Here is a 25,184-nt window from a genome sequence, read left to right as displayed (position 1 = left end):
CGACACAGTTTGGGGGTGATCCGGCCTCAGGCTGCGCGTCGGGAGGGCTGATGCGCGCAGAGTTCCTCGGCGATCACCTCAACGACTTTACTCCAATCGCTGAACTGCTCGCCGGCCGGCTTAGTGATCCCGAAAGCTGCGAGTGCGTCCGCGGGCGTTCCGCCATCGCGGAAGATGCGCGCGCAGGATTGCCGGGCATAGCCGATCGCTTGATGCCACTGTAGCGGGTTGATGTGTTCATGGGACATGTGCTGCCTCCAGCGGTTACGCGTTTGCTGGCTCTTATGCGAGCCTGGTGCAATTGAAACGAACGAGGTCGGCAGATACGACACGTGTCAGCAGTATCACTACGCTGAACCTTGAAACGCGATACCGTTTGCGAGATGAAGTCTCAGACATTTGCCGTATCTGCCATTCCGATTGAGGTGATCTGCAGAGGGCGGTCTCACCTCGAATTCCTCGTATGCCGTGTTCAAAGCGACGCGCCGTATGCGCGCCGTCATTGAACGAGTTACGCCAACGCTTTACTCATCGTCCGTACGCGGGTCCCTTGGCTTCAGGACATCGGACGGAGGGACGTGAGCCCCGATTACGCTACTCAGCAAAGTGCCGATCTGACGCCACGTCTCACTGTTTTCTGTCACGATACGCCTCTACTTCACGCTGAACTGATGTGGACTAAACGCTACGCGGGTGGGGCTGGCTATGAAACGCGGCCAGCGACCGGTTACTGAAAACGCAACAACTCAAACGCAACGCTTACAAGGTGGGCCACTGTCACCGAACCCGGCGAGGGTCAGTCGAGTTCGGAGCTGCGGCTCATAATGTTCTTTATGGGGACGAACCGCTCGGTATTACGCAAACACTTGTTTCGCCGAGCAGTTCGTCTCAATTGCAAGAACACGGTGGATAACGTGCTCTTCAAAGGGTGGTTCGACTCATACGCAACGCGACGCAACAAACACGAACTCAACGCAACAGAACTCGACGCATACGCAACGCTTACTGGGGACGGTTTACGCAGAACACTGAGCTGCGGAACGGAGCTGGGTGAGGACGCGGACGGCGAGTTAGCCAAGTGCTGATACGCGCGACTTAATGACCAAATTCGTCGGGCCGATTTCGACTGCGCGGCTGGAACAAATACTGACATCGCCGCGCCTCCAAACTCACCAACAGTTCGCTTTGTGTTCCGCGAATGAGGGAGAATTAATCGTGCTATTCCGGCGACAAAAAGACCACAATCTGGCTGAGCGATGTTATTTCGCTAGACAAGTGATGAACGGGCCACGGTCGTGCGTTGCGACGTGTTGCAATAGACGAGGGGGCTGCGGATTTATCTAACTTAAGTTTATGATATTATTATTTTTTATAAACGCTGGCGAAGGCTGCTTTAAGTGCCAAAGTGAAGAGAATCAGTGACAGCACGGCGTTCCATCCGGCGAACGAAAGCTGGGCAAAACGCCAAGAAGCTTCGTCGCAACGTATGACTGAGGTCGTCTCGAGGCTGGACAGCAAGTCCTTTGCGTTCGTGACAACGCCGGAGCCACCAGAACAGCTGTCGGGGCCGGGCCACCACCCCCATTCGGCCCCCGACTGGTAGACACCAAGACCCGTGTTGATGAGGAACGCGATAGCGATCACGAGAAAGAGAATTGCAGCTAGTCGGCGCAGGTCTGCGCTGATGGCTACCAAGGCGAAGAATGCCAGCGGAATACCCGCGTAGTAAGCGTAGCGCTGCTGCAGGCAAAGCGGACAGGGGGCGTATCCGCCGATGTGCTCAAATGCCAGTGCGGTGAGGATGATCGCTGTGGCGCCGAACAGCACGAGGCTACCGAGGAAGTAAGCTGGCGACTGGACCACGTTTGGCTGTTCGACACGCATGATGCTGCTCCCGCGCACGCTTTCGTTAGATCAAATATCGGATCGCTACGAAGCCACCGATAAGGCAAACCACAAACACAGTGAAAACGAGACCGAGTCGCTTTTCGATGAAGTCGCGAACCGTTGGCCCCAGCCAATAAAGTAGCGCTGCAACTACAAAGAAGCGCAATCCGCGGGAGGCAATGCTCGCAAGCAGAAATACGCCAATATTCAATGTGGTGGCGCCGCTGGCGATGGTGATTACCTTGTACGGGAAGGGCGTTACGCCGAAGGCGAAGACGATCCACGCGCCGTATTCATTGTACTGACTTGCGAACGTCTCGAATTTGTCGAGCGCCCCATAAAACTCGAGGAGAGGTTTGCCGACTGTATCGAATAGCGCGTAGCCGATCAGATATCCGAAAAGGCCGCCTAGGACTGACCCCATCGTTGCGATTGCTGCAAACCACCAAGCCTTCGCGCGTTCGGCCAACACCATCGGTATGAGCATGACATCCGGCGGTATGGGAAAGAACGAGCTTTCGATGAAGGATACCGCGAACAACGCTTCGGGAGCGCGCTTGTGCGAGGCGGACCGCATGGTCCAATCGTAAAGGCTTTTGAGCATGGATGCCGGTGAGTTGAGGATAAACTGGAAAGATCAAACGCGGTTGTGAGGGTGGGACGGCTCTCAAGGAAACCGCACGGGAACGAAGCTTCGCGACAGATGTAGAACTATTTCATTCAGAATAAAGCGTCCACGGCCTACGGCTCGTACGCGACCTGCGTTTTCGTCGCGTTCGATCACTCCGAGCCCAATGAGTTGTCGTAACGTTTCGGGGTTTGGCCTTACACCGCAAATGCGCGCAAGCCGCGCGAGATCCAAGCCTTCGGTGAGGCGCAATCCCATCATCAGCATTTCGTCTGCGGCTTCTGCATCGCTAATTGATTCTTGTGTGATCACGCCGTGGTTGCTGGCTTCGACCTGAGCCAACCAGGTTTCGGGATGACGTTCCGTGGCCGTAGCCAATCGCTCGCCGTTCGAGAGAACGCGGCCATGCGCTCCGGGGCCAATGCCGGCATATTCGCCATATCGCCAGTAAACGAGGTTGTGACGGCTCTCTTCTCCAGGGTTCGCATGGTTAGACGTTTCGTATGCGGCCAGACCAGAGGCTTTGGTCAATTCCTGGGTCAGTTCGAACAGATCGGATGCGGCTTCGGCGGGCGGAACAGAGAGTTTGCCTGCGTTATAGAGTTTCTCGTAAGCGGTGCCGGGTTCGATGGTCAGTTGATAGAGCGACAGGTGCGTTGGCCCTAGGGCCAACGCTTCGCTGAGTTCGGTTCGCCAGTCATCGCAGGTTTGCTGAGGCCGTGCGTAAATCAGATCGAACGAGATGCGTTCAAAATTCGCGCGCGCGATGTCGAGCGCCGCAAGGGCTTCCCTTGACGTGTGGATGCGGCCCAACCTTTTCAGGTCGGGATCACGTAAGGACTGAAAGCCGAGAGATACGCGATTGGCGCCTGCAGAGCGGTACCCAGAAAAGCGTCCTGCATCTACCGATCCGGGATTGGCCTCGAGAGTGATTTCGGCGCAGGACGCCAAGCCCCACACGTGATCGATATGTTCGATGATGGTCCCAAGTGTCTGGGGCTGCATCAAGGATGGTGTGCCGCCACCGAAGAAGACGCTGGCAACGCTGCGAGAGCCAATTTGTGCGGCGGTGTGATCAAGTTCGCGAAGATACGCTGCGAGAAAGCGCTTTTCGTCCCAGCCGTCGGAGCGGACGTGGCTGTTGAAGTCGCAGTAAGGGCACTTCTGAGCGCAAAACGGCCAATGAACGTATACGGCAAAGCCGGGCTCCGAGCTGTCCGATACGGTCAAAGCTTCGGGGGGCGCTGGGGATGGCATCAGCGGCTTGCTGCGAACAGGGCTTTGGCTAGATACCGCCAACGCGGTTCCTCCTCCTCGCTATCGAGTGCACTGACGCTCTTCTCAAGTGCCGTCAGAAACTCGGTGAGGGTGTGTGTGCCCCAGGTTGCTCCGTGGGTTTCGTGATCTTTGCGCAGGTTGGCAATAAAGGTCACAAGTTCGTCGCGCGTTGAGAGATTGCGGGCTGCGGCTGCAAAGCCTTCCAAATCGCGGCCCGTCGCTTTCGATGGCGGCGCTAATGGAATGCCTTCGAGGCAAGCTTCCTTGAAAAGAGAGAAGGCGCGGGTGCGATGGGAGATCGCGTATTTCTGGGCCGGCTCCATTTCGCCGAAGGTCTGTTCCTTACCGTCGGCGACAAACATTGGATCATAGCCAAAGCCGTTTCCGCCGCGAGCGGGCCAGACCAAGTGGCCAAAAACCTTTCCCTCAAAATTCTGAGCTGTGCCATCTGGCCAGACCAGGCTGAGTGCGCAAGTAAAGTTGGCCCGAGGGGGTGAGCTCCATCCCGTGCGGGCCGAGATCTCATCGGCAAGCCGCTTCATGGCTGCGCCGAAGTCTTTTGATGGGCCTGCCCAGCGGGCCGAATAGATGCCAGGAGCGCCGTCGAGGGCTTCAACTTCGAGGCCGGAGTCATCTGCGAGCGCGGGAAGATTGGCGGCGCGCGCGGCATGGCGCGCCTTGAGTTCGGCATTCCCAACGAAGGTGGTTTCTGTTTCTTCTGGCTCTTCCAGGTTCAAATCGGCGGCGGATATGGCGTCTAGGCCATAAGGAATGATCAACTGTTTGATCTCCCAGACCTTGCCGGGGTTGTGACTGGCCACAACGAGCTTGGTGCCGGGTTCCAGTTTATGGTTCATTTCAGTCCCCAGATCCTGGGCTCGGCGAATTCCAAACAGTTGCCTGCAGGATCGCGGAAGTAGATGGAATGGCCTCCCTGCGGCCATTCGAATTCCGTTTCGATCTCTACGCCGTTTGCTTTCAGCTTCTCTTTCCACGCCATAAGAGTGTCGCGGCTGGCGGGGAAACAGATGTGACCGGGACCATGCGCGCCGTGCGGTGGAACCGGTATATGGGCGTCGGGCGCTGGGTTCGCCGTTACAGTGGGGTTAAACACCAACAGCATCTGGTTGCCGCAGCGATAAAATAAGTGACGCCCTTCCTCCTTGGCTTGAAGTTTGAGGCCAAGGAGGCCGGAATAGAAGGCTTCCGCCCGGTCGAGGTCGTCGGCGTAAAGAACGGTTTCGAGAACGCCGTCGATAGATGAATGTGTTTGGTTCTGCTCGGTCAAGGACACTTAAGCCATCAGCTAACGGTGAGCTTTTGCAATTGCAGGAGTTCGCCGATGCCCTTTCTGGCAAGAGCCATAAGCTCGTCGAAGCTTTCCTGGCTGAACGGGACTGTTTCGGCGGTACCCTGCACCTCAACGATACCACCCGCGCCCGTCATGACGAAGTTGGCGTCGGCCTCCGCATTCGAGTCTTCCGCGTAATCGAGGTCGAGGACCGGTGTCGTACCGTATATGCCACACGAGACGGCTGCGACCTGGTCGCGCAGAACATCGTCTTTGACCATGTCGCGCAGTCTCATCCACTGGATGCACTCGTAAAGAGCAACCCATGCGCCGGTGATAGCTGCCGTGCGGGTGCCGCCGTCGGCCTGGATAACGTCGCAATCGACAGTGATCTGACGCTCGCCAAGACGTGGCAGATCGACGACAGCGCGCAGGGCGCGACCGATTAAGCGCTGTATTTCCTGTGTGCGGCCAGATGGATAGCCTTTCGTGACTTCACGGCGCGTGCGTTCGTGCGTGGCACGAGGCAACATCGAGTATTCGGCGGTGATCCAGCCGCGCTGCTGGCCCTTGAGCCAGGGGGGAACACGTTCCTCCAGAGATGCCGTGCAGAGGACATGGGTGTTGCCGAACTTGATCAGGCAGGAGCCTTCGGCATGCAGGGAGACGGCGCGTTCGATGGAGACGCGTCGTAGCTCGTCGGGCTGGCGTTTTGATGGGCGCATGAAGAAGCTCGGCCTGTTTGTTTTAAGGACTGCGGGATATTTCGGTGGAGCGTGCCAGGACACTCCTGGAACGGCCGATCCGCGCCGGACCCTAGAAGAGGGGCGCGGTGTGTTCAATATGAAATAGGCTCGGAAATGGTATCGTCTGAGATGTTTGCGAGGACATTTGACGAAGAGCCGTTGGTTTACCAATACTTATCGGGCGGGCGGACTTTTCCGGCGGGGCGAGAATAGTCCTTAAATTTTTGGCCCCAATGCCCCCTTGAGCCAGGCACGAGCAATGCAGCGGATTACTGAAATCGCGGAGTTGAATGAACGATCGCGTACCGTCCTTCGTCAAATTGTTGAAACTTATTTGTCGACCGGAGAGCCGGTAGGCTCGCGCAACCTGTCACGTGTGCTTCCGATGACGTTGTCGCCGGCATCGATCCGCAACGTCATGTCGGACCTCGAACATTTAGGCCTCATCGTATCGCCGCACACTTCGGCAGGTCGGCTGCCGACGCAATCCGGTTTGCGGCTTTTCGTTGATGGTTTGCTGGAGGTTGGGGACCTCAATGCCGAGGAGCGGCGTGCCATTGAAGGTCAGCTCAGCATTCGCCACCAAGGCAACTTCGATCAGGTGCTGCACGAAGCCAGCGAGATGATTTCGGGCTTGTCGCATTGCGCTGGCGTTGTTCTTGCCGACAAGCAGACGATCCGGCTTAAGCACATCGAGTTTGTTCCGTTGGATCCGCGCAAAGCGCTTGTCATCCTTGTGGATGAGGGCGGCCGCGTCGAAAATCGGATTATCGAGCTGCCGCCGGGCTTGCCTTCCTCGGCTCTTAGCGAAGCGGCGAACTATTTGAATGCGCACGTCATGGGAAAGACCATTTCGGAGGCGCAATTGCTGATCGAGCACGAGTTAACGACGGCGCGCGCGCAGTTGGACAAACTGACGCAACGGGTCATCAAGGCGGGGCTTGCGGAGTGGTCTGGAGCCCATGACGACCGCCAGAGCCTTATTGTGCGCGGCCAGTCCAACCTTCTGAAAGATGTTTCTGCGGAGGAGGACCTTGAGCGTATCCGTCAGTTGTTCGATGACCTGGAGGCGAAACGTGAGTTGCTGCAACTCCTTGGGCTCGCAGAGACGGCGGAAGGGGTGAAGATTTTCATAGGCTCGGAGAATAAGCTGTTCTCCTTGTCCGGTTCGTCGCTGGTGGTGGCGCCATTTCACGATGAACAGCGCAGAATTGTCGGTGTTATTGGGATAATTGGCCCCACCCGGCTTAACTATGCCCGTATCATTCCTATGGTGGACTACACGGCAAAGCTGGTTAGCCGCTTGCTCACTTGATCTGGCGGCGAACGCCCTGATATCGAAAGCGTTGGAAACGCACAGTGGTAGCGCGACGCAGAGTCTTGCGGCGCGGACCGCTGATTGCGGCACTTGCTAAGTGGAGAGAAGATGGCCGAAGAAACGAAAAAGCCTAGTCAAACCGATAACGGCGCGACTAACGGCAGGTCGCCGGACGTATCAACGGCTGCGGAGGAGATGGCAGAGGGTGCGCAGTCTGCTCCAGGAAAAGAAGGCGCACCGCTGGAAGACGTTAGTGCTCTCGCTACGAAACTCGATGAACTAAACGCGCAGAAGGCGGATCTCACGGACCGGCTGGTTCGCGCGCATGCCGAAATTCAGAACCTACACAAGCGTCTGGAGCGTGAGCGCGAGGAGACGTCGAAATACGCCATCGCAAAGTTTGCGCGCGACACTGTAGCGGTCGCGGATAACTTCGAGCGGGCCATTTTGTCTGTTCCTGAGGAGGCGCTGTCGGACAATCCGGTGCTGAAAAGCTTGCTCGATGGCGTAACCATGACGGAGCGCGAGTTCCTGAATGTTCTGGAAAAACATGGTGTGGTCCGAGTCGACCCGAAGGGCGAGCCGTTTGATCCTCACAAGCACCAGGCGATGATGGAGCAGGAGGATACTTCTGTGCCTGCTGGTACGGTTCTGCAGGTTTTCCAGCAGGGCTACATGATTGGTGACCGCGTTTTGCGTCCGGCCATGGTTGTGGTTGCGAAAGGTGGTCCCAAAGCTGCGCCCGCATCGGTCGAGGCGACGCAGAGATCCGGGACGTCCGATCAGCCGGAAGGGCCTGCGAATGAGGCAAGCCCATCGGATGAGGATGAGTCGGATCGCTGATCACTAAACTTGAGTTGGGTTATAATTCAGGAGCGCTGGTGTAGTTGCGTCAGCGCTCTTTTTTGCTTTCGAGCCCGCCCCCTATTCGAGCAGGGTGACAAAACGGCGATCGGCGCATGTGACTCCGCTTTCCTCAGTGCACGAATAGAAGCTGTAGAGGATAACTTCTGCTCGACCGATGAGATTTTCAGCTGGCACCATACCCATCTGCGGGAATCGGCTGTCCGAAGAGTTGTCGCGGTTGTCACCCAGCATAAAATAGTGGTCCGGCGGTACGGTGACCTCAGCCATATTTCGGCCGGGCATATAACGGGTCCGCTGTAGAACCTTGTGGCTATCTCCAGGAATGAGGGTTTCCTCGAACTCATCGACCTCAACGATGCGCCCTTCGTATTCGCGATAACGGTAGGTCCTCAGGTGGCGGCGCGGCACGGGCTGGCCATTCAGCACCAGTTCGCCATTCACCATCGCGATGCGGTCGCCGGGTAATCCTACAAGACGCTTAATCATGCGTTCACCTGACGTCGGGTGCATAAATACGACGATGTCACCATGCTTGGGCTGGTGGCCAAAGATCCGGCCGGTGAGGCTTACGGGAAGCTTCAAGTCATAGGGCAGCGAGTATCTGCTCCAGCCGTATGCGTATTTGGAGACGGTCAGCCGATCGCCGACCTGCAACGTCGGCAGCATGCTTTCGGACGGAATGAAGTATGTTGCGAAAGCGGTCGCCTGAAAGAGGAAAGCAAAGCCGATTGCTAGGCCGATGATGCCCAGGAAATCACGGATTTGGCGCAGCATATTGTCTCCGGGTAGAGCCCGCCTGACGGTCGGAGCTACCACCTACCATACAACTAAAGGCGGCATCATTACGTAGTGGGACGACAGATAGTTTTTCTTAAGTCCCGCGGGTTCGGTCAAGATCGGGCACGGGATTTTGATATGTGGTGACGCGGCGCAGGGTCAGATTGAAGCGGCCGCCCTCCGTCAGCAGATCGGACGATCCCGGGATGATCCTGTCGATCCCGTGGTAAGCCTTGCGGGCCGAACCACCGAGGACCGCCACGTCTCCGGAACTTAAGACAATGCGCGTTTTGGGATCCGACCTACGAAGTCCTCCGACGTGGAAAATTGCGTCATCACCGAGGGAGACGGATACGACGGGGGCAGAAAAATCGCTCTCATCACGATCGACATGACTGCCCATACGGGTTCCCTGACCGTAGTAGTTAATCAGACAAGCTTCAGGATCACCTGGCCAATCGGCCACGTCTCGCCATAACGCGCGCAGTGTCGCGGGTAAGGGCGGCCATGGCTCGGCCGTCTCGGGATGCCGGTCCTGATACCGGTAGCCTGAAATGTCAGAGACCCAGCCCAAGGCGCCTGCGTTGGTCATTTGTACGGAAAATGGTTTGCCGGTTCTCGGCATAGCGGGGCTGAAAAGCGGGGCCTGGGCGATGATTCGGCGGATTTCCTCGAGAAGTTCGAGTTGCTGAGGGTCCTTGAAATAGCCGCGAATATGACGGAAACCTCTGAGCATGGGACCCACCTGCGACACGACCCCGCCAAGTTGAGGCTTGGGAGGGGAAATATTTCACTTCCGGATCACGTTCGCGTTAGCGCGCACAGTTGCACCCGGAAAAGCCCTGCTTATATAACGCCAAGCTGATCCGTGAACTCCAGGGGACCGTGTCCGACCGCACGGTGGTTTGGGCAATCAGCACCCAAGCCCCAGTGCTGGACAGCAAAGGCGCCAGTCTCTGGGCCTTAACGGTCTGCCGAATTAAGAAGGAAATTAGACTATGGCTAAAGTCATCGGCATTGATCTCGGTACGACCAACTCGTGCGTCGCCGTCATGGAAGGCGGAAAGCCGAGAGTTTTGGATAATGCGGAAGGCGCCAACACGACGCCGTCCATCGTCGCGTTTACTGACGATGGTGAAAAGCTCGTGGGTCTGCCAGCCAAGCGCCAAGCCGTAACGAATCCACTGAATACGTTCTTTGCGATCAAGCGCCTTGTAGGTCGTCGTTACGATGATCCGCTTGTCGAGAAGGACAAGAAGCTTGTTCCCTACAAGATCGTTGAAGGCCCAAATGGCGATGCCTGGGTTGAGGCCAACGGTCAGAAATATTCCCCGCAACAGGTTTCCGCATTCATCCTTCAGAAAATGAAGGAGACCGCCGAAGCGAAGCTTGGCGAGAAGGTGGAGCAGGCGGTTATTACCGTTCCGGCTTACTTCAACGATGCGCAACGTCAGGCAACCAAGGATGCGGGTAAGATCGCAGGCCTTGAAGTTCTGCGCATCATCAACGAACCGACGGCGGCAGCGCTCGCTTATGGTCTTGAGAAGACAAACGATTCCAGCACGATCGCGGTCTACGACCTCGGCGGTGGTACGTTCGATATTTCGATCCTGGAAATCGGTGACGGTGTTTTTGAGGTCAAGTCCACCAACGGCGACACCTTCCTCGGTGGTGAAGACTTCGACATGAAGCTCGTTAGCTATTTCGCCGATGAGTTCAAGAAAGAGAGCGGCATCGATCTTCGTGGTGACAAGCTGGCTCTGCAGCGTTTGAAGGAAGCTGCGGAAAAGGCAAAGATCGAGCTGTCGTCCTCGTCCCAGACCGAGGTCAACTTGCCGTTCATCACGGCCGACCAGTCCGGACCGAAGCACCTGACGATGAAGCTGACGCGCGCCAAGCTCGAAAGCCTCGTCGACGATCTGATTTCGCGTACCAAGGGGCCGTGCGAAGCGGCTTTGAAGGACGCAGGGCTCAAAGCGGCTGACATCAATGAGGTGGTTCTCGTTGGCGGTATGACCCGTATGCCGCGCGTGCAGCAGGTCGTTAAAGAACTGTTCGGCAAAGAGCCGCACAAGGGTGTCAACCCAGACGAGGTTGTGGCTGTCGGTGCCGCTATTCAGGCCGGTGTTCTCAAGGGCGACGTCAAGGACGTCCTGTTGCTTGACGTTACGCCATTGTCGCTCGGTATCGAGACCTTGGGTGGTGTGTTTACGCGCCTCATCGACCGCAATACGACCATTCCGACGAAGAAGAGCCAGGTCTTTTCGACAGCAGAGGATGGTCAGAGCGCGGTTACCATCCGCGTATCTCAGGGCGAGCGCGAAATGGCCGCCGACAACAAGCTGCTCGGTCAGTTCGATCTCGTCGGTATTCCTCCCGCACCTCGTGGTGTGCCGCAGGTCGAGGTGACCTTCGATATCGATGCGAACGGTATTGTGCACGTGTCCGCCAAGGATAAGGCGACAAGCAAAGAGCAATCGATCCGCATCCAGGCGTCTGGCGGTCTGTCCGACACCGAGATTGATCAGATGGTGAAGGACGCAGAGGCGCACGCTGCTGAAGACAAGAAGCGGCGCGAGCTTGTTGAGACCCGCAACCAGGCTGAAGCCTTGATTCACCAGGTCGAGAAGTCACTGGAGGATAACAAGGACAATCCGAAGGTCGATGCCGTCAAGGGCGAGGTCGAGGCTGCTATTGCGTCCGCTAAGGAAGCGATGGGTAAGGACGACGTGGAAGCGATCACTACCGCTGTGGCAGCTCTCACGCAGGCGTCGATGAAGATCGGTGAAGCCGTTTACGCCGGCCAAGGCGGTGATACGGCGGCTGGCGGACCTGCTGCCGGTGATGGGGCTGAGGGAGGTGCCCAGGCTTCCTCGGAAGGCCGCGACGACGTCGTTGATGCTGATTTCGAAGAGATCAACGACGACAAGAAGTCGGCTTAATCTCAAGTCCACTGGTGCGCGAAAGTCTCTTTCGCGCACCAGTACGTCACGGGGCGGCGCGCTAGGTCCGCGAATCAGTGACAGTGTCCGTTGGTTATGCACGGGGACATTGATCGCGTTATCCGGATCCGAGTTGCCGGAAGGGGTTTTCGCCACACAGGGCGAACTGGTGGTAGAGGATGAGCCGCATTGGTCCGGTCCGCTATGCCAGTGAGGATATTTTCATGGAGCACTTGCGGTCATAGGCGTAGGTTCATGCGGGGTGTGCAATGCGCGGAGACGCGTACCGTGTGGGATGGGAGATCTTCTATGATTGTCTGGCTCGCAGCGAAGAAGGACGCGCGCTGAAATGAGCAAGCGCGACTTTTACGACATCTTGGGCGTGCAGCGCGGAGCACAGGATCAGGAAATCAAGTCGGCTTTTCGCAAGCTGGCGAAGAAATATCACCCTGATGCCAACGCAGATGAAGACGCCGAGCTTCGTTTCAAGGAAATCAACACCGCCTATGAGGTTCTGAAGGATCCACAGAAACGGGCTGCTTACGATCAGTTCGGACACGCAGCCTTCGATGGCAGCATGGGTGGCCGGGGTGGTCCGGGCGGTGGCTTTGGGCCGGATTTTGCTTCGTCCATGTCGGACATCTTCGACGATTTGTTCGGAGAGTTCATGGGAGGGCGTCGGGGCGGTGGTGGTCCTCGCAGCCGTACGGGCCGTGAGCGCGGTGCCGATCTTCGCTACAACATGGAGATTAGCCTTAGCGAAGCCTATACGGGCAAGACGGCTGAGATCCGCGTGCCGACGAGCGTGGCTTGCGAAACATGCTCCGGCACAGGAGCCAAGCCGAATACGAAACCCGTGGCGTGCCCGACCTGCGCAGGGCTCGGCAAAGTGCGCGCCAGCCAAGGCTTTTTCACGATTGAGCGGACGTGCCCGTCGTGCCACGGACGTGGCGAGATTATTCAGGATCCGTGTACGAGCTGCGGCGGTTCAGGACGCACCACGAAGGAGCGTACGCTGTCGGTCAATATTCCAGCCGGCGTTGAAGATGGTACGCGCATTCGTCTAGCCGGAGAAGGTGAAGCTGGATTGCGCGGCGGGCCTTCGGGTGATCTCTACATTTTCCTTTCCATCACTCCGCATGCTTTTTTCCAGCGCGACGGCGCGGACATCTTCTGTCGCGTTCCCATCTCTATGACGACTGCGGCTCTTGGCGGTCAAATCGAAGTTCCAACAGTTGCTGGCAGCAAGAAGCGGGTCAAAATCCCCGAAGGAACGGAAAGCGGTAAGCAGTTCCGGCTTAAGGGAGAAGGGATGTCCGTCCTACGTTCCAAGGTGATGGGCGACATGTACATTCAGGTTGAGGTCGAAACGCCAAAGAATTTGACCCGCCGGCAGCGTGAGCTGCTTGAAGAGTTCAGAGCGCAAAGCGGCGATGAGACGAGCCCAGAGAGCCACGGCTTTTTTGCGCGCGTGAAAGAGTTCTTCGACGGTAAGGCGGGCTGATGGGCAATCAGGCGAAATTGCTTTTTTTCGCCGGCTCAACACGGAGTGCTTCGTTCAACAAGAAGCTCGCTCGTCTCGGCGCGACGATCGCTTCGTCGGATGGCATCGACGCAACGTTCGTCGATCTCGCCGACTACGATATGCCGCTCTACAACGGTGATCTCGAACTGGACTCCGGGCAACCTGAAAATGCCAAGCGGTTTAAGAAGCTGTTTGAGCAGCACAACGGAATTATGATCGCGTGCCCCGAGTATAATTCCTCCATCACGCCGCTGTTGAAGAACACCTTGGATTGGGTGAGCCGCATCCGAGAGAATGATGGGACGGCGAAGGTCTTTAAGACACGCGTGTTTCTACTGGTGTCCGCATCATCGGGCGGTACGGGTGGACTACGTGGCCTTCATAGCGTGCGCCCGGTGCTAGAGTTGGGGCTTGGCGCTCTTGTGCTGCCGGATCAGTTCATGTTGCCGCGCGCAAATACCGCTTTCGCGGAAGACGGCAGTCTGAACGATACAGACGCGCAGGAACGTCTGAGGACGGCCATCCGCAAACTTGCACACACGGCATCCGTCTTGGATGCGGCGGGTGTGTTCCCGCGTTAGTGCTGAATTATAGCCAGCAAGATCGAGATCGTTACGGCCGACAGGACTGTGCCCAATGCGATTGCGCCCGAGGCTGAGTTGATGGCCCGGCCGCTTTTGGAGGCGAACAGAAACGCGTTGGCGCCCGTCGGTACGGACGCAAAGATCGTGATGACACCCTGCGAAACGGGGCTCAACTGGAATACCTGAGACGCCAGCAGGTAAGCGATCGTCGGCATGGCGATCAGCTTCAGCAGCACAATCGATGACAGGGTCGGCGCTTGGCCTTTGATTTCGGCTTTCACGAGAGACAGGCCGAGTGCGATCAGTGCTGCGGCGACGCCTGATTGCGCAAGCAAGGTCAACATCGTGAGAATAGGCGCAGGCAGTGTGAGGGTGGTTACGCGCCACAACGCGCCGAGAGCAATGGCTATGATAATGGGGTTGCGGCTGAGATCCCTCACGAGGTTCGAAATGAGATCGCGGGCTGATTGGTTCGCTTCGCGGTCCACCAGTCCAGCGTGAAGCGTTGCCGTCAGCCAGAGTGTTGGCGCGTGGATGGATAAAATCAGGGCGATGGTGGCGGTCGCGGCATTCCCGTACGTGGCCATCGTAAGCGGCAGGCCGAGCATGAGCAGATTGCCGAAGGCTGATGATATGGCAATCGATGGGCCGTCCTGCGCCGGGCGATGCAGGATGCGCGTTGTGGTGAGAGCGGCGAGGAGCCAAATGATGCCTACCGTGCCAAAGTAGCTTCCCCACACACCGACAACGGACAGATCGGCGAACTCGGCTGTCGCTACGGTTTTGAATAGGAGGGCGGGAATCGCCAAGGAAAAGGCAAACTCGGCGACCCCCTTTTCAGCCGCCGGGGAAAGCCAAGCCAAACGGCCAGAGAGGTAGCCTAGGATGATGAGCCCAAACACGGGGGCTACGATGGCCAATACTGCGAGCATGCGCACCGCGCCTTGTTTTAGCCGTTGATGTTGGTCTTCGATCCGGAGGTTTGATCCGGTGGCGGTGAACGCATACGGCTTTGTTGTTTCCTAGCTAAGCTCGGAGGGTTAGGCAACTAGACGAGGTGTCGGATGGTCAGTAAGCGCCGGTCCCTGGGATTGCCCAAGGCGACTCTTTCTGCTGCTGAGGGGAAAGGCCTCCGGTCGTAAGCGGTGTTGTGGGACCGCCGGGCGCGGGATCGACCACGGAGGAGCCGAACTTTTGAACTTCGAGGACTGCGAGCCCGCGCGAGGACAATCCGTCTGGCGTAAAGCGGACGATGCCGTCGACGCCGTTGAAACCAGAGGCCCGCGTTATGGCAGCTGGAGAATAGCGATTGGCGGACGGATTGGACGATAGCGTAATCGCCAAGCTCATCGCGTCATAGGCGAGGCTCGCCAGCCGTGGCGGCGCCTGTCCAAAGTTGCGTGCAAAGCGTTCTGAGAACTCCCGCCAGCCGCGCGGGTCGGGGTTCGGGTACCATCCGCCAACAAACGCTTGATCTCGCCCGATGTTGGGGAACTCCCACGCGCCTGTTCCAATGATCTTGATCTGAGATGTATCGAGGCCAGCATAGGCGATCTGCGGGCCTAGGCTCGGAAGGGTTTCTTGCCCTCCGGGGAGGAACAACGCTTCGACAGGTGAGCCCATTTGCCCAGCCTGCTTGATGATATCGAATACGCGTCGTGCGGGTTCGAGCATCTGATTTGCGCCGGGTTCGTAGCGCTCCAGTGCGACGATGGTTCCGCCCGAACGCGTCACAGTATTACGAAACGCATTTTCTATCGCTGCGCCATAGGTTCCGTTGGGGATGAGAGCGGCGAAACGGCGCTTACCCTTTGAGATTGTGTAGGTAACTATGCGCTCGACTTCAGACTCGGGAAGGTAGCTCAGAAGGTAGACGCCGTTTCCAGCGACCTTGCGATCGTTCGAGAATGCGATGATTGGCACGTTGGCTGTGCGTGCCACCGACGCAGCGCCGGTTACGGCGCTCGAGAATAATGGGCCGAGGATGATTTCGGCGCCTTCATCGATGGCTTGCTGTGCTGCGGCGCGCGCACCTTCGGGCGTGCCTTTGTCATCCTTTGCAATCAGCTGGATGGCTGGGTTATCCAACTCGAACAGGGCCATTTCGCCTGCTTGTTTCATGCTCTTGGCGACGGCGGCGGATTGGCTGAAGCCGCCGAGTGGGAGCAACATGGCGATTTTAACGGGACGGTGGCTTTTGCCGGAAGGGCCTAGCGCGGCGGCTTCGGTCGCTTGATTGGGCGTGGTCAGTCCGGGGCCGCCCAAATTCGTCGCGCACGCGGCTAGCCCCAGCGAGAGCGCGCTCAGACCGAGAATTGATAGTATGCCGGCGGGCCGGATTCGGAGCCATAGTGCTCCGATTTTTTGTATGAAGCTCGCTGCGACGGCCTTCATCATATTGTATTCGATCTCCGCGAGTAGCAGGCTTGGCCAAGGACCGCGGCAATCCGGATTGGCCAAGGGCGCCCCAGTTTGGCGCCCCGAATCGCTCGCAGCCGCCAATGCAACCCTGGATAGACGGTGATAGCACGCGTCGGAAGTCCTTTCCTGTCACTATGCAGCAAATTTGGCTACACGTTGCCCAATTCGCTGTTGAAACCAATACTTGGTGAACATGATGCTCTTGGGAAACAGCCGTACGCTTGAGCATAGGAAGGTTTTTCCAACGTGACGCGCTTGAAGGTTAATCCCGAAAGAGGCACTTCCGGCCGTGAGTCGACTCGCCACGACGGCGGTTTGGACCTTGTCGCGCCGCGTGTCGTGACTGAGCTGGAGCGGGCCTTCTCCAAGGTTACGGAGGCAGGGCTCTACCTCGTGGCGACGCCGATCGGCAATCTTTCCGATATCAGTTTGCGGGCGCTCGCCGTACTGGCGAAGGCCGATGTCATTTATGCCGAGGACAAGCGCCACAGTGGTACGTTGCTTAGCCACTTCGCGATCAAGGCGCCGTTGCGGTCCTATCATGAGCACAACGCCGAGAAAGAGCGTCCGCATATTCTCGCGGCACTCGCACACGGGGACCGGGTTGCGCTGATCAGCGACGCGGGAACGCCGTTGATCTCAGATCCGGGTTACAAGCTCGTGCGTGACGTCATTGCCGAGGGGCATGCGGTCATTAGTATTCCGGGCGCGTCTGCGCCGCTCACGGCTTTAACGGCAGCGGGTCTCCCCACGGATACATTCTTGTTTGCGGGGTTTTTGCCGACACGGAAGGATGCGCGGCGGGGGCGGATTGAGGCCCTGGCGCAGGTCCCGGCGACATTGATCTTTTTTGAAGCGCCAACGCGACTTGCGGAAAGCCTTGCCGATCTCAGTGCCTGTCTCGGGCCACGTGCCGGAGTCGTCGCGCGGGAGTTGACCAAGCTCAATGAGGATTTCGTGCGCGGGCCTCTGTCCGAACTTGCCGTTGCTTACGATGGTGAGACGGTCAAAGGGGAAATCGTCATTCTTGTCGGGCCGCCGGTTACCGAAGAGATTGCGGATACCGATATCGAGGAACGGCTGAAGGCGGCTCTCGCAGACCTTAGCTTGCGTGATGCCGCGCGTTTGATCGCCAGTGAGTTGAAGGTGGCGAAGGCGCGCGTCTATGATCTCGGACTGGCTATGAAGCGAGCGCAAGATGGCGGATGACGCGGAGGCTAGGTGCTGGAAACGTCAAAGGCGACGTCGGTATTTCAGTGGTTTGATGGCGGAGCGCGTGGCCGCAACTTGGCTGATGTTCAAGGGATACAGAGTGCTGGGCCGCCGTGTGCGAACAGCGGGTGGGGAGATTGATCTCATCGCGGTTCGTGGACGTCGTCTTGCATTCGTTGAAGTGAAACAGCGGCGGAACGTGGGCGCTGCGCAAGCGTCTATTCAGCTGCGGCAGCGACAGCGGGTGCGACGAGCCGCAGAACTCTGGCTCAGCAAACGGCGATCGTTTGAGAATCACGATGTAGGTTTTGACGTGGTGTTTCTCGTGCCGTGGCGATGGCCGCTGCATATTCAGAATGGTTTATCGGATCATGAGCTTCGGTGAACTGTCAGTACGAAAATACTGATGATTGACAAGCCCGTGGCTGGTGCCCTTCTTGTGTCGCGCAAATACCCCGGGAATTTTCCCGTTCCCTCCCTGCTTCAATGAGGAAGCCGCCGATGTCCTTGAAAATTGCTTGCCAGATGGATCCGATTGAGCGGATCGATATTGCCGGCGATTCCACTTTCGCGATCCTGATCGAGGCGCAACGGCGCGGGTACGAACTTTTTTATTATACGCCACAGAGCCTGTCGCTGCACGGCGATAAGCTCATAGCGCGCGGTGCGAGTCTCAAAGTTCAAGACAAGGCAGGTGCGCACTATCACCTGGAAGATCCGCGCACCGAGGATCTGCGCGGGCAAGACGTGGTGCTGTTGCGCCAGGATCCGCCATTCGACATGGCCTACATCACGACGACGCATCTGTTGGAGCGCATCCATCCGCAGACGTTGGTGGTCAACGATCCTGCGCATGTACGCAATGCACCGGAGAAGATTTTCGTTCTCGATTTCCTTGATCTCATGCCGCCGACGATGATTACGCGGCAGCTCGACGATGTTCTCGCGTTTCGGCGTCAGTATAAGGACATCATCGTCAAGCCGCTGTACGGCAACGGCGGGGCTTCTGTTTTCCGGTTGAAGCCGGACGACTCCAATATCGGTTCTCTCGTTGAACTCTTTCAGACGGTTTTTCGCGAGCCCTTCATGGTGCAAGAGTTCCGGCCGGAGGTTAGTGGCGGCGATAAACGGATCATCTTGGTGGATGGTGAGCCGGCGGGTGTCGTCAACCGTATTCCTGCGGAAGGTGAGACACGCTCGAACCTGCATGTTGGCGGCAAGCCCGCGGCGGTGGACCTTACAGAGCGTGACCTTGAGATCTGCGCGCGGCTCGGGCCGGAGCTGAAGCGGCGCGGGTTGTTGTTCACCGGCATCGATGTGATCGGGCCTTATCTCACTGAGATCAATGTCACGTCGCCAACGGGTATCCGGCACATTCAGGCGTTGGGCGGCCCAGACATCTCGGCGAAGATTTGGGACGCGATCGAGGCGCGGGTGAATATCGGGCAGTGAAAACCCACTTCTTGTTCCTCTTATGTTCTTGAAATGGCGTATGCGGTGCGTTAGGCTCCTTTGATCGTGAGTGTACGGATCGGGGGCTCAGATGTACGCGCAGATTTCGACGTTGGCGTTCGTGGGGATCGAGGCGCGTGCCGTTGAGGTGCAGGTTCGGATCACGCCCGGAGCCCCCGCATTTGCCATCGTTGGATTGCCGGACAAGGCGGTTGCGGAAAGCCGTGAGCGGGTCCGCAATGCCTTGCATGCCGTGGGGTTGGGGCTTCCTTACAAGCATCTCACAATCAATCTGGCTCCCGCCGATCTGCCCAAGGAAGGCAGCCACTTCGATTTGCCCATTGCCCTAGCACTGATGGCGGCCATGGGCGCGATAGCGCCGGATGCGATAGCGGATTTTGCTGCAATCGGAGAGCTTGCGCTTGATGGATCTATCCGTGATGTGCCGGGCGGCCTGCCCGCTGCGATCGGTGCGAATGCGCTGGGTAAGGGGTTGATCTGTCCAGCGGGATGCGGGGCGGAGGCAGCCTGGGCAGGCGAGGATTTTACGCTGCTGGCGCCACCGCATCTGCTTTCACTGGTCAATCACTTCAAAGGCCTTCAGACCCTGTCGCGGCCAAAGCCTAATGTCGAGGCGAACAACGAGTTGTTGCCTGATCTGCGCGATATCAAAGGGCAGGAGAGCGCCAAGCGTGCGTTGGAAATCGCCGCGGCCGGCGGGCATAATCTCCTAATGGTAGGGCCACCGGGCTCCGGCAAGTCGATGCTGGCTGCGCGCTTGCCGTCCATTCTGCCGCCGCTCGAAGTGGAAGAGATGCTAGAAGTCTCGATGGTGCATTCCCTTGCCGGAGAATTGATGGGCGGGAAGCTGGCGAGCCGGAGGCCGTTTCGCGCGCCGCATCATTCCGCGAGCATGGCGGCGTTGGTCGGTGGCGGATCGCGGCCGAAGCCGGGCGAGGTTTCTCTGGCGCATCTTGGCGTCCTCTTCCTGGATGAACTGCCGGAATTTACACCTCAGGTTCTGGACAGTCTGCGGCAGCCAATCGAGACGGGTGAAACCGTCATCGCACGGGCCAATCATCGCGTCGTTTACCCCTCGCGCTTTCAACTTGTTGCTGCGATGAATCCTTGCCGCTGTGGTGGCGGGTCTCCCGGCCAGTCGTGCAAGCGAGGGCCGCGATGCGCGAGTGACTATCAGGCGCGTGTATCCGGGCCGTTGATGGATCGCATCGACCTTCAGATCGAGGTACCTGCGGTGTCAGCGGCGGATCTCGTCCTGCCGCCACCTGTGGAAGGCAGTGCGGATGTCCGGATTCGTGTGGATGCGGCCCGTCAGCGCCAACGCGAACGTTTTCGGGCTCACGGTGCCACGCGTATTCGAACGAATGCCGAGTGTTCGGGAGAATTGCTGGAGAAGACCGCTATGCCTGACGGAGAGGGCCGGGCGCTTCTGCGACAAGCCGCAGATACCTTGGGCCTTTCCGCACGTGGTTTTCATCGAACGTTGAAGGTTGCGCGAACGCTGGCGGATCTCGACGGCGTGGAGGAGGTCGGGCAGATTCATATAGCCGAAGCTCTGTCGTACCGTGGTGAAAGCTTGCGACAGCGACAGGTTGCCTAGGACGCGTTCGTGCCGCAAACGGCTAAGGTTTGTTCTGGGTGTTGTCGGCTTCGACATGGGCGCTTTGGATGTCTCCGACTGAAGCAAGGGCCTCGCACCTGACCAGCAACCGCTCGTTTGGAGGAAAGTGGACGTGATGGACGTTTCTACGTGGCGCCCCATGACATTGGGGGACCTTGAGGGTGTCCTGACTTTGGCGGACGTCGCCTTCCCTGATCATTTCGAAGAACCGGCACGTTTTGAAGAGCGGTTGCGGCTTAGTTCTACAACCTGCTTTACGCTCATTGCCCCGCACGGCGACATCGAAGGTTACTTGATAGCCTATCCTTGGACGTATGGTAGCGCGCCACCACTCAACGGCCCGATTGGCGCAATCCCAGAGAACGCAGATGTGCTCTACATCCACGATCTCGCTCTTCTTCCCGTCGCCCGAGGCAAAGGCTATACGCGGGCGATTCTCGATCATCTGGTGGAAGCGGTACCGTTGGCTGGATGGCAAGCTGTGGCACTCGTCGCCGTCAATCAATCCGTTCCGTTCTGGGAGCGGAACGGCTTTGAAGTTCTCGCGATCCCAAGCATGAGCACGAAGCTTGCCAGCTATGGGGACGATGCGCGCTATATGGTTCGCGGGCTCAAACGCTGATTGCGAAATTGTGCGGAGCACACGCGTGTTCGCTGTCGGTCACATCGTGTGTGCTCTGCAATTATATTCGGGAAATTCTTATTCGGCGGCTTTGATGGTGGTGGTCGGCTGAGCCTCCCACAGGGCCTTGAACTCGGGAATACCGAAAACCGCGATGATGTTCAGGTCGTCGTCGAGGATTTCATAGATCGGTCCGTCGACGTTGCGATTGCTGAAGAACGCGATCACGTCCTGATCGCCTCCACCCTCGCGATGAGGCTCGCCTCCGGCTAGCGTCGACACATAACTTCCGACAGGCCTGACTTCTTTCAGCTCTCCATTGGCGCGATAGATGCGAAGTTCGCCCTGGAGCACCAACGTGATGTAAGCGGCGCCATGGCGATGCAATGCGATTTGCGAATTGGCGTCGAACTTGAACAGAATATCGACAATGCGTTTTTCTTCATCGACGGCGCAAATATGGTAGGCGACGTGAGCCAAACCTTCGAGCGTATTCCAATGGATGTTCTGAGTATCAAAAGGAAGGGTCGTCACCGTGGTTCCTTTCACTAAAATGCTCTGCGTTGAAGTGCTGGAAACCTGCCTCAGGCAGCGCAGGCCCGCTTGCCATTTTGCGCCAAGCTCCATTCGATTTTGAAGGTTGCTGGAACGATGGCGCTTCGTTTACCAGGATTTACACGTGCAAGCTCACTCGGGCCTATTCGCACATTCATGGGCGAAGGGGGCGGCTCCATTGCGCGCGTTCTTAGCGCCGTTGATCTGCCGTTCGCGATCCTTGAGCAGCGGGACATTCTCGTGCCGTTACGGGAGCAGTTTCGACTCCTGGACAGAGCCGCGCGGGAAACCGGAGATCCTCATTTCGGCGCCCGGCTTGGACAGGTGGTCAAAAGCACGGAATTGAGTGCATTCGGGGCCTGGGTCTGCGCGGCTGGGACATTGCAGCAAGCCACATGGCGTGCGCAAGTTGGCATGGACACCCTGCTGCAAACGTCTACCCCGCTGACACTTTCAGTGTGCGGGCCGATTGCGCGCTGGTCGATTGAATTTCTCGAGCCTGAAAGTGAGGGACGGCATCACAACGAGTTTCTCGCACTCGGGTACATGATAGATGTCGTGCGCGTTTACGCGGGACCGACATGGCACCCCAATGTCGTGATGAGCGCGCTTCCCCGCGGGACACCTACGCGTGAGCTCGAGGAGATCTTTGGCGCGAACATCTCTCACGGGCATGCGGTGCCGGCGATAGAGTTTTGTGCGCCGTTACTTGAGAACGCTTCGTTTGCCCATCGTTTCAATCGGCAGCTTGGGGCTCCGGTTCCAGAGCCGTCCGTGCCGCGTCCAACGGATGTGGCGGCGGCGACTGCCAGCGTCGTCGAGCTGGCTCTTCATGACGGCTATCCGCGTGTGGATTGGGTGGCGTCAAAGCTCGGGACAACCCGGCGTTCGCTTCAGAGGCGGCTGAAAGAAGAGGGGACGACGTTCAATCGCGTCGCCGAGGCGATCTTGCTACGGCGGGCCGAGCAACTTCTTCGTGAGAGCGAAGCGCCGGTGACGGACGTTGCGTTTATGCTCGGTTATGGCGACGCTGCGCACTTTACGCGGGCGTTCCGACGATGGACCGGTGTCTCACCGAGTCAATATCGCCAAAATATTCCTTAGGTTGCAGAGGGCGATCAAAAAACGCCGGGACGCTTACGATTAAGCGCCCCGGCAATTTGATGTTCTGAGATGCGGTGCCGTTTCGGCAAACGTTATGCGTCTGCGCTCAAGCCGGTCTGCATTTCGAATGCTTCGACCGTGTTCTTGAGGAGGCAGGCGATGGTCATCGGGCCGACGCCGCCGGGAACCGGCGTGATGGCGCCTGCGACCTTTGAGGCTTCGGCGAAGTTGACGTCGCCGACGAGACGACCCTTGCCGTCCGGCCCTTCGATACGGTTGATGCCGACGTCAATGACGATCGCACCCGGCTTGATCCAGTCGCCGCGAACGAACTCGGGGATACCGACGGCAGCTACGACGAGATCCGCTTTCTTGACCACGTTTTCAATGTCGCGCGTGCGCGAGTGCGCGATCGTCACCGTGCAGTTTTCGCGAAGCAGGAGGGCGGCCATCGGTTTGCCGACGATGTTGGAGCGGCCGACAACGACGGCGTCCATGCCTGACAGGTTCGGGGCGACGGATTTTGCAAGGATGACCGAGCCGGTTGGCGTGCAAGGCACCAGTGCGCGTTCGCCAATCCAAAGGCGGCCGACGTTCACGGGGTGGAAGCCATCAACGTCTTTGATCGGATCGATAGTGTTGAGAACGAGTTCGGCATCGATGTGTTTCGGAAGCGGAAGCTGAACCAGGATGCCGTTCACCTGCGGATCTTTGTTGAGAGTGTCGACAAGTGCGAGCAGTTCGTCCTGAGAGGTTTCGGCAGAAAGTTTGTGCTCGATAGAATTCATACCCACTTCGACGGTCTGAGCGCCTTTGTTGCGGACATAAACCTTGCTGGCCGGGTCCTCGCCGACGAGTACGACAGCAAGTCCGGGTACCTGACCATGCTTTGACTTGATCGCAGCCACCTTCTTTGCCATCTCGGCGCGGACTTCTGCGGCAACCGCTTTGCCGTCGATAATGCGTGGACCTGTCATTTCTTCTGTTTCCTTCCCTTCAGGTATTTAAAAAATCAAGGCTGACTGGATAGCGCGTATCTGGCGCCTATTGCGCTGCGAGGTCTTGCCACAGGCTTTCGAGGCGCGTTGCAAGTCCTTTCGGTTCGCCATGGATGGTCAAGCCCTTGACGCGAGATTTCTGGCCTTGGCTCACCGCAACGGACGTTTTGGGAACGCCGATCCATTTGGCTACGAGCTTCTCGATGGCTGCGTTGGCTGCGCCGTCAGCCGGTAGCGCGCGCACTCGGGCTTTGATGGCTGGGCCATCGGCGGTTTGTTCCAGGCCGAGGATTTCGTCGCGCGCAGCTTTCGGCGTTAGGCGGATACGCAACTCGACGCCTTCGGCGATTTGGCGCCATGGCAGGGATTTGTCCGTCACAATACCATTTTTGCAATGTTGGGCAGTACGACGCTCTGGATGAAGAAACACGCCAAGAGCAGAACAATGGGCGAAATATCGATGGCTCCGAGATCCGGTAAAATTGCACGGATGGGGCGCAACAGAGGCTCGGTCAGCGCGTTTAGAGCACGATAAATGGCCTGGACGGTGGGATTATAGCCGTTGATCACGCCGAAGCCGACGAGCCAACTCATGATCACGCTGGCGAGGATAACGTAGGTATACAGCGTGATGACATAGCTGATGAAGTTCAAGAGCTCGAGCATTCGTGCGGATCCATTTGCTTGCGGTTCGCTGACGTGTAGCGTTGCCGTGCGCTGCGGGCAAGTCGCTCTGGGTATGTATATGATGATGAAAGTCTAATGAATCCCGTGTTTATGCCAGCGGAAGGACGCGGATCACCTTACAGCTGCTTGACATGCTCGGAGTGCGGGCAGTAAATCGCCCGCACCTAATTTTCAGGGGCCGTAGCTCAGATGGGAGAGCGCCTGGATCGCACCCAGGAGGTCAGGGGTTCGATTCCCCTCGGCTCCACCATTCCTGATTTCCCGTCCTGAATCGCCTTGAGAACCCTGAAGGGATGGGTGATTCCGGCGGTTCGATAACCATCATTTTTGCGGTAGAGCATGCGGTCACCGAACATGAGTTTGGGGACCAGTCGGCGCTTCGCCAGATCGTCCGAAGCCCACTGTTTTGCTGGGTTTTCGATGAACTCCAAAGCGGTTCGATAACTCTCTTCGAAGTCGCCTGCCGCAGGGGCGGGTCCGGCGAGCTTTTCCTGCACCGCGATTCGCTGGCTGTGCAGTTTGCGGACCTGTTCCTCATACGCAGCGATGAGGGTGGCGTTGTCGGCCTCTACCAGCCTGTCCATGAGCTGAGCGGTCTTGCGTTCGATCTGGCTTAGCTCTGACTTCAGAAGCGATGTGCGGTCACCG

General features: G+C 57.9%; 27 protein-coding genes and 1 tRNA gene. 13 read left to right on the top strand and 15 right to left on the bottom strand.

Annotated elements, in window-relative coordinates:
* Positions 1-26: 26 nt before the first annotated feature.
* The 7 genes from BLS30_RS16490 to rph form a co-directional block, all read right to left on the bottom strand.
* Positions 27-248, bottom strand: a complete 222-nt coding sequence (locus BLS30_RS16490) for a hypothetical protein (protein WP_046476840.1) — start codon at positions 246-248, stop codon at positions 27-29.
* A 1,114-nt stretch (positions 249-1,362) separates the two neighbouring features.
* Positions 1,363-1,884 (bottom strand): disulfide bond formation protein B, encoded by a 522-nt coding sequence (locus tag BLS30_RS16480; RefSeq protein ID WP_090230472.1) that lies wholly within the window; start codon positions 1,882-1,884, stop codon positions 1,363-1,365.
* 25 nt (positions 1,885-1,909) lie between these two features.
* Positions 1,910-2,491 carry a YqaA family protein gene (locus BLS30_RS16475; protein ID WP_090230470.1) on the bottom strand — a complete coding sequence of 194 codons (582 nt, stop codon included), beginning with the start codon at positions 2,489-2,491 and terminating at the stop codon, positions 1,910-1,912.
* Between the two features lie 63 nt (positions 2,492-2,554).
* A complete protein-coding gene (gene hemW, locus BLS30_RS16470) occupies positions 2,555-3,772 on the bottom strand; it encodes a radical SAM family heme chaperone HemW (protein WP_090230467.1) in 1,218 nt (405 codons plus the stop codon).
* Complete coding sequence (gene rdgB / locus BLS30_RS16465; protein WP_046476830.1) at positions 3,772-4,650, bottom strand: RdgB/HAM1 family non-canonical purine NTP pyrophosphatase; 879 nt, start codon at positions 4,648-4,650, stop codon at positions 3,772-3,774. Before rdgB ends, hemW begins: the two co-directional genes overlap by 1 nt.
* A complete protein-coding gene (locus BLS30_RS16460; protein WP_244465002.1) occupies positions 4,647-5,087 on the bottom strand; it encodes a VOC family protein in 441 nt (146 codons plus the stop codon). The genes rdgB and BLS30_RS16460 overlap by 4 nt, the downstream gene beginning before the upstream one ends.
* Before the next feature lie 8 nt (positions 5,088-5,095).
* A complete protein-coding gene (gene rph, locus BLS30_RS16455; protein ID WP_090230465.1) occupies positions 5,096-5,809 on the bottom strand; it encodes a ribonuclease PH in 714 nt (237 codons plus the stop codon).
* Positions 5,810-6,089: 280 nt separating this feature from the next.
* On the opposite strand from rph, the gene hrcA reads away from it, so the two are divergent.
* On the top strand, positions 6,090-7,145 hold the full coding sequence (hrcA, locus tag BLS30_RS16450) for a heat-inducible transcriptional repressor HrcA (RefSeq protein ID WP_046476825.1): 1,056 nt from the start codon (positions 6,090-6,092) through the stop codon (positions 7,143-7,145).
* A gap of 111 nt (positions 7,146-7,256) precedes the next feature.
* Positions 7,257-7,991, top strand: a complete 735-nt coding sequence (grpE, locus tag BLS30_RS16445; protein ID WP_090230462.1) for a nucleotide exchange factor GrpE — start codon at positions 7,257-7,259, stop codon at positions 7,989-7,991.
* 81 nt (positions 7,992-8,072) lie between these two features.
* On the opposite strand, the gene lepB is transcribed toward grpE, so the two are convergent.
* Positions 8,073-8,789, bottom strand: a complete 717-nt coding sequence (lepB, locus tag BLS30_RS16440; RefSeq protein WP_046476823.1) for a signal peptidase I — start codon at positions 8,787-8,789, stop codon at positions 8,073-8,075.
* 97 nt (positions 8,790-8,886) lie between these two features.
* Positions 8,887-9,528, bottom strand: coding sequence for an alpha-ketoglutarate-dependent dioxygenase AlkB family protein (locus BLS30_RS16435; protein ID WP_046476821.1), 642 nt, complete (start codon positions 9,526-9,528; stop codon positions 8,887-8,889).
* Between the two features lie 262 nt (positions 9,529-9,790).
* Between BLS30_RS16435 and dnaK the strand changes: the two genes are divergently transcribed.
* The 3 genes from dnaK (at position 9,791) to BLS30_RS16420 (ending at position 13,840) form a co-directional block, all read left to right on the top strand.
* The gene (dnaK, locus tag BLS30_RS16430; RefSeq protein ID WP_090230460.1) at positions 9,791-11,734 is read left to right on the top strand and encodes a molecular chaperone DnaK; all 1,944 of its coding nucleotides are present in this window, start codon (positions 9,791-9,793) and stop codon (positions 11,732-11,734) included.
* Positions 11,735-12,083: 349 nt separating this feature from the next.
* On the top strand, positions 12,084-13,238 hold the full coding sequence (dnaJ, locus tag BLS30_RS16425) for a molecular chaperone DnaJ (protein ID WP_046476816.1): 1,155 nt from the start codon (positions 12,084-12,086) through the stop codon (positions 13,236-13,238).
* Positions 13,238-13,840: an NADPH-dependent FMN reductase gene (locus BLS30_RS16420; protein WP_090230456.1), complete on the top strand. Its 603-nt coding sequence runs from the start codon at positions 13,238-13,240 to the stop codon at positions 13,838-13,840. Before dnaJ ends, BLS30_RS16420 begins: the two co-directional genes overlap by 1 nt.
* Here the strand turns inward: BLS30_RS16420 and BLS30_RS16415 are convergent.
* Together BLS30_RS16415 and BLS30_RS16410 are read right to left on the bottom strand one after the other, a co-directional pair.
* Positions 13,837-14,775: an AEC family transporter gene (locus BLS30_RS16415; RefSeq protein ID WP_046476812.1), complete on the bottom strand. Its 939-nt coding sequence runs from the start codon at positions 14,773-14,775 to the stop codon at positions 13,837-13,839. The genes BLS30_RS16420 and BLS30_RS16415 overlap by 4 nt on opposite strands.
* Positions 14,776-14,911: 136 nt before the next feature.
* A complete protein-coding gene (locus BLS30_RS16410; protein WP_139165388.1) occupies positions 14,912-16,240 on the bottom strand; it encodes a penicillin-binding protein activator in 1,329 nt (442 codons plus the stop codon).
* Positions 16,241-16,510: 270 nt separating this feature from the next.
* Here BLS30_RS16410 and rsmI point away from each other — a divergent pair, with 270 nt between their 5' ends.
* The 5 genes from rsmI (at position 16,511) to BLS30_RS16385 (ending at position 21,192) form a co-directional block, all read left to right on the top strand.
* Positions 16,511-17,473 (top strand): 16S rRNA (cytidine(1402)-2'-O)-methyltransferase, encoded by a 963-nt coding sequence (rsmI, locus tag BLS30_RS16405; protein WP_244512500.1) that lies wholly within the window; start codon positions 16,511-16,513, stop codon positions 17,471-17,473.
* Positions 17,463-17,861, top strand: a complete 399-nt coding sequence (locus BLS30_RS16400) for a YraN family protein (RefSeq protein ID WP_090230450.1) — start codon at positions 17,463-17,465, stop codon at positions 17,859-17,861. Before rsmI ends, BLS30_RS16400 begins: the two co-directional genes overlap by 11 nt.
* Positions 17,862-17,977: 116 nt before the next feature.
* Positions 17,978-18,928 (top strand): glutathione synthase, encoded by a 951-nt coding sequence (gene gshB, locus BLS30_RS16395; protein WP_046476808.1) that lies wholly within the window; start codon positions 17,978-17,980, stop codon positions 18,926-18,928.
* Positions 18,929-19,019: 91 nt separating this feature from the next.
* Positions 19,020-20,549: a YifB family Mg chelatase-like AAA ATPase gene (locus BLS30_RS16390; RefSeq protein WP_090230447.1), complete on the top strand. Its 1,530-nt coding sequence runs from the start codon at positions 19,020-19,022 to the stop codon at positions 20,547-20,549.
* Positions 20,550-20,685: 136 nt separating this feature from the next.
* Positions 20,686-21,192 (top strand): GNAT family N-acetyltransferase, encoded by a 507-nt coding sequence (locus tag BLS30_RS16385; RefSeq protein ID WP_197540877.1) that lies wholly within the window; start codon positions 20,686-20,688, stop codon positions 21,190-21,192.
* Positions 21,193-21,270: 78 nt separating this feature from the next.
* On the opposite strand, the gene BLS30_RS16380 is transcribed toward BLS30_RS16385, so the two are convergent.
* On the bottom strand, positions 21,271-21,726 hold the full coding sequence (locus tag BLS30_RS16380) for a cupin domain-containing protein (RefSeq protein ID WP_046479923.1): 456 nt from the start codon (positions 21,724-21,726) through the stop codon (positions 21,271-21,273).
* A gap of 117 nt (positions 21,727-21,843) precedes the next feature.
* Here BLS30_RS16380 and BLS30_RS16375 point away from each other — a divergent pair, with 117 nt between their 5' ends.
* Positions 21,844-22,851: an AraC family transcriptional regulator gene (locus tag BLS30_RS16375; RefSeq protein WP_090230445.1), complete on the top strand. Its 1,008-nt coding sequence runs from the start codon at positions 21,844-21,846 to the stop codon at positions 22,849-22,851.
* A 92-nt stretch (positions 22,852-22,943) separates the two neighbouring features.
* Here the strand turns inward: BLS30_RS16375 and folD are convergent, their stop codons facing one another.
* The 3 genes from folD to BLS30_RS16360 form a co-directional block, all read right to left on the bottom strand.
* Positions 22,944-23,828: a bifunctional methylenetetrahydrofolate dehydrogenase/methenyltetrahydrofolate cyclohydrolase FolD gene (gene folD, locus BLS30_RS16370; protein ID WP_046476781.1), complete on the bottom strand. Its 885-nt coding sequence runs from the start codon at positions 23,826-23,828 to the stop codon at positions 22,944-22,946.
* Positions 23,829-23,895: 67 nt separating this feature from the next.
* Entirely contained in the window at positions 23,896-24,228 is a 333-nt protein-coding gene (locus tag BLS30_RS16365) for a DUF167 family protein (RefSeq protein WP_046476779.1), read from the bottom strand.
* Positions 24,225-24,515, bottom strand: a complete 291-nt coding sequence (locus BLS30_RS16360; RefSeq protein WP_046476777.1) for a YggT family protein — start codon at positions 24,513-24,515, stop codon at positions 24,225-24,227. The genes BLS30_RS16365 and BLS30_RS16360 overlap by 4 nt, the downstream gene beginning before the upstream one ends.
* A 195-nt stretch (positions 24,516-24,710) precedes the next feature.
* On the opposite strand from BLS30_RS16360, the gene BLS30_RS16355 reads away from it, so the two are divergent.
* A tRNA-Ala gene (locus BLS30_RS16355) sits at positions 24,711-24,786 on the top strand.
* A gap of 43 nt (positions 24,787-24,829) precedes the next feature.
* Complete coding sequence (locus BLS30_RS18260; RefSeq protein WP_210184059.1) at positions 24,830-25,153, top strand: hypothetical protein; 324 nt, start codon at positions 24,830-24,832, stop codon at positions 25,151-25,153.
* The last annotated feature ends 31 nt before the right edge of the window (positions 25,154-25,184 follow it).

It is taken from the genome of Filomicrobium insigne, from assembly GCF_900104305.1.
Taxonomy (GTDB): domain Bacteria; phylum Pseudomonadota; class Alphaproteobacteria; order Rhizobiales; family Hyphomicrobiaceae; genus Filomicrobium; species Filomicrobium insigne.
Note: the sequence above shows the minus strand (reverse complement) of the source record. Positions and strands in the feature narration are given on the sequence as shown.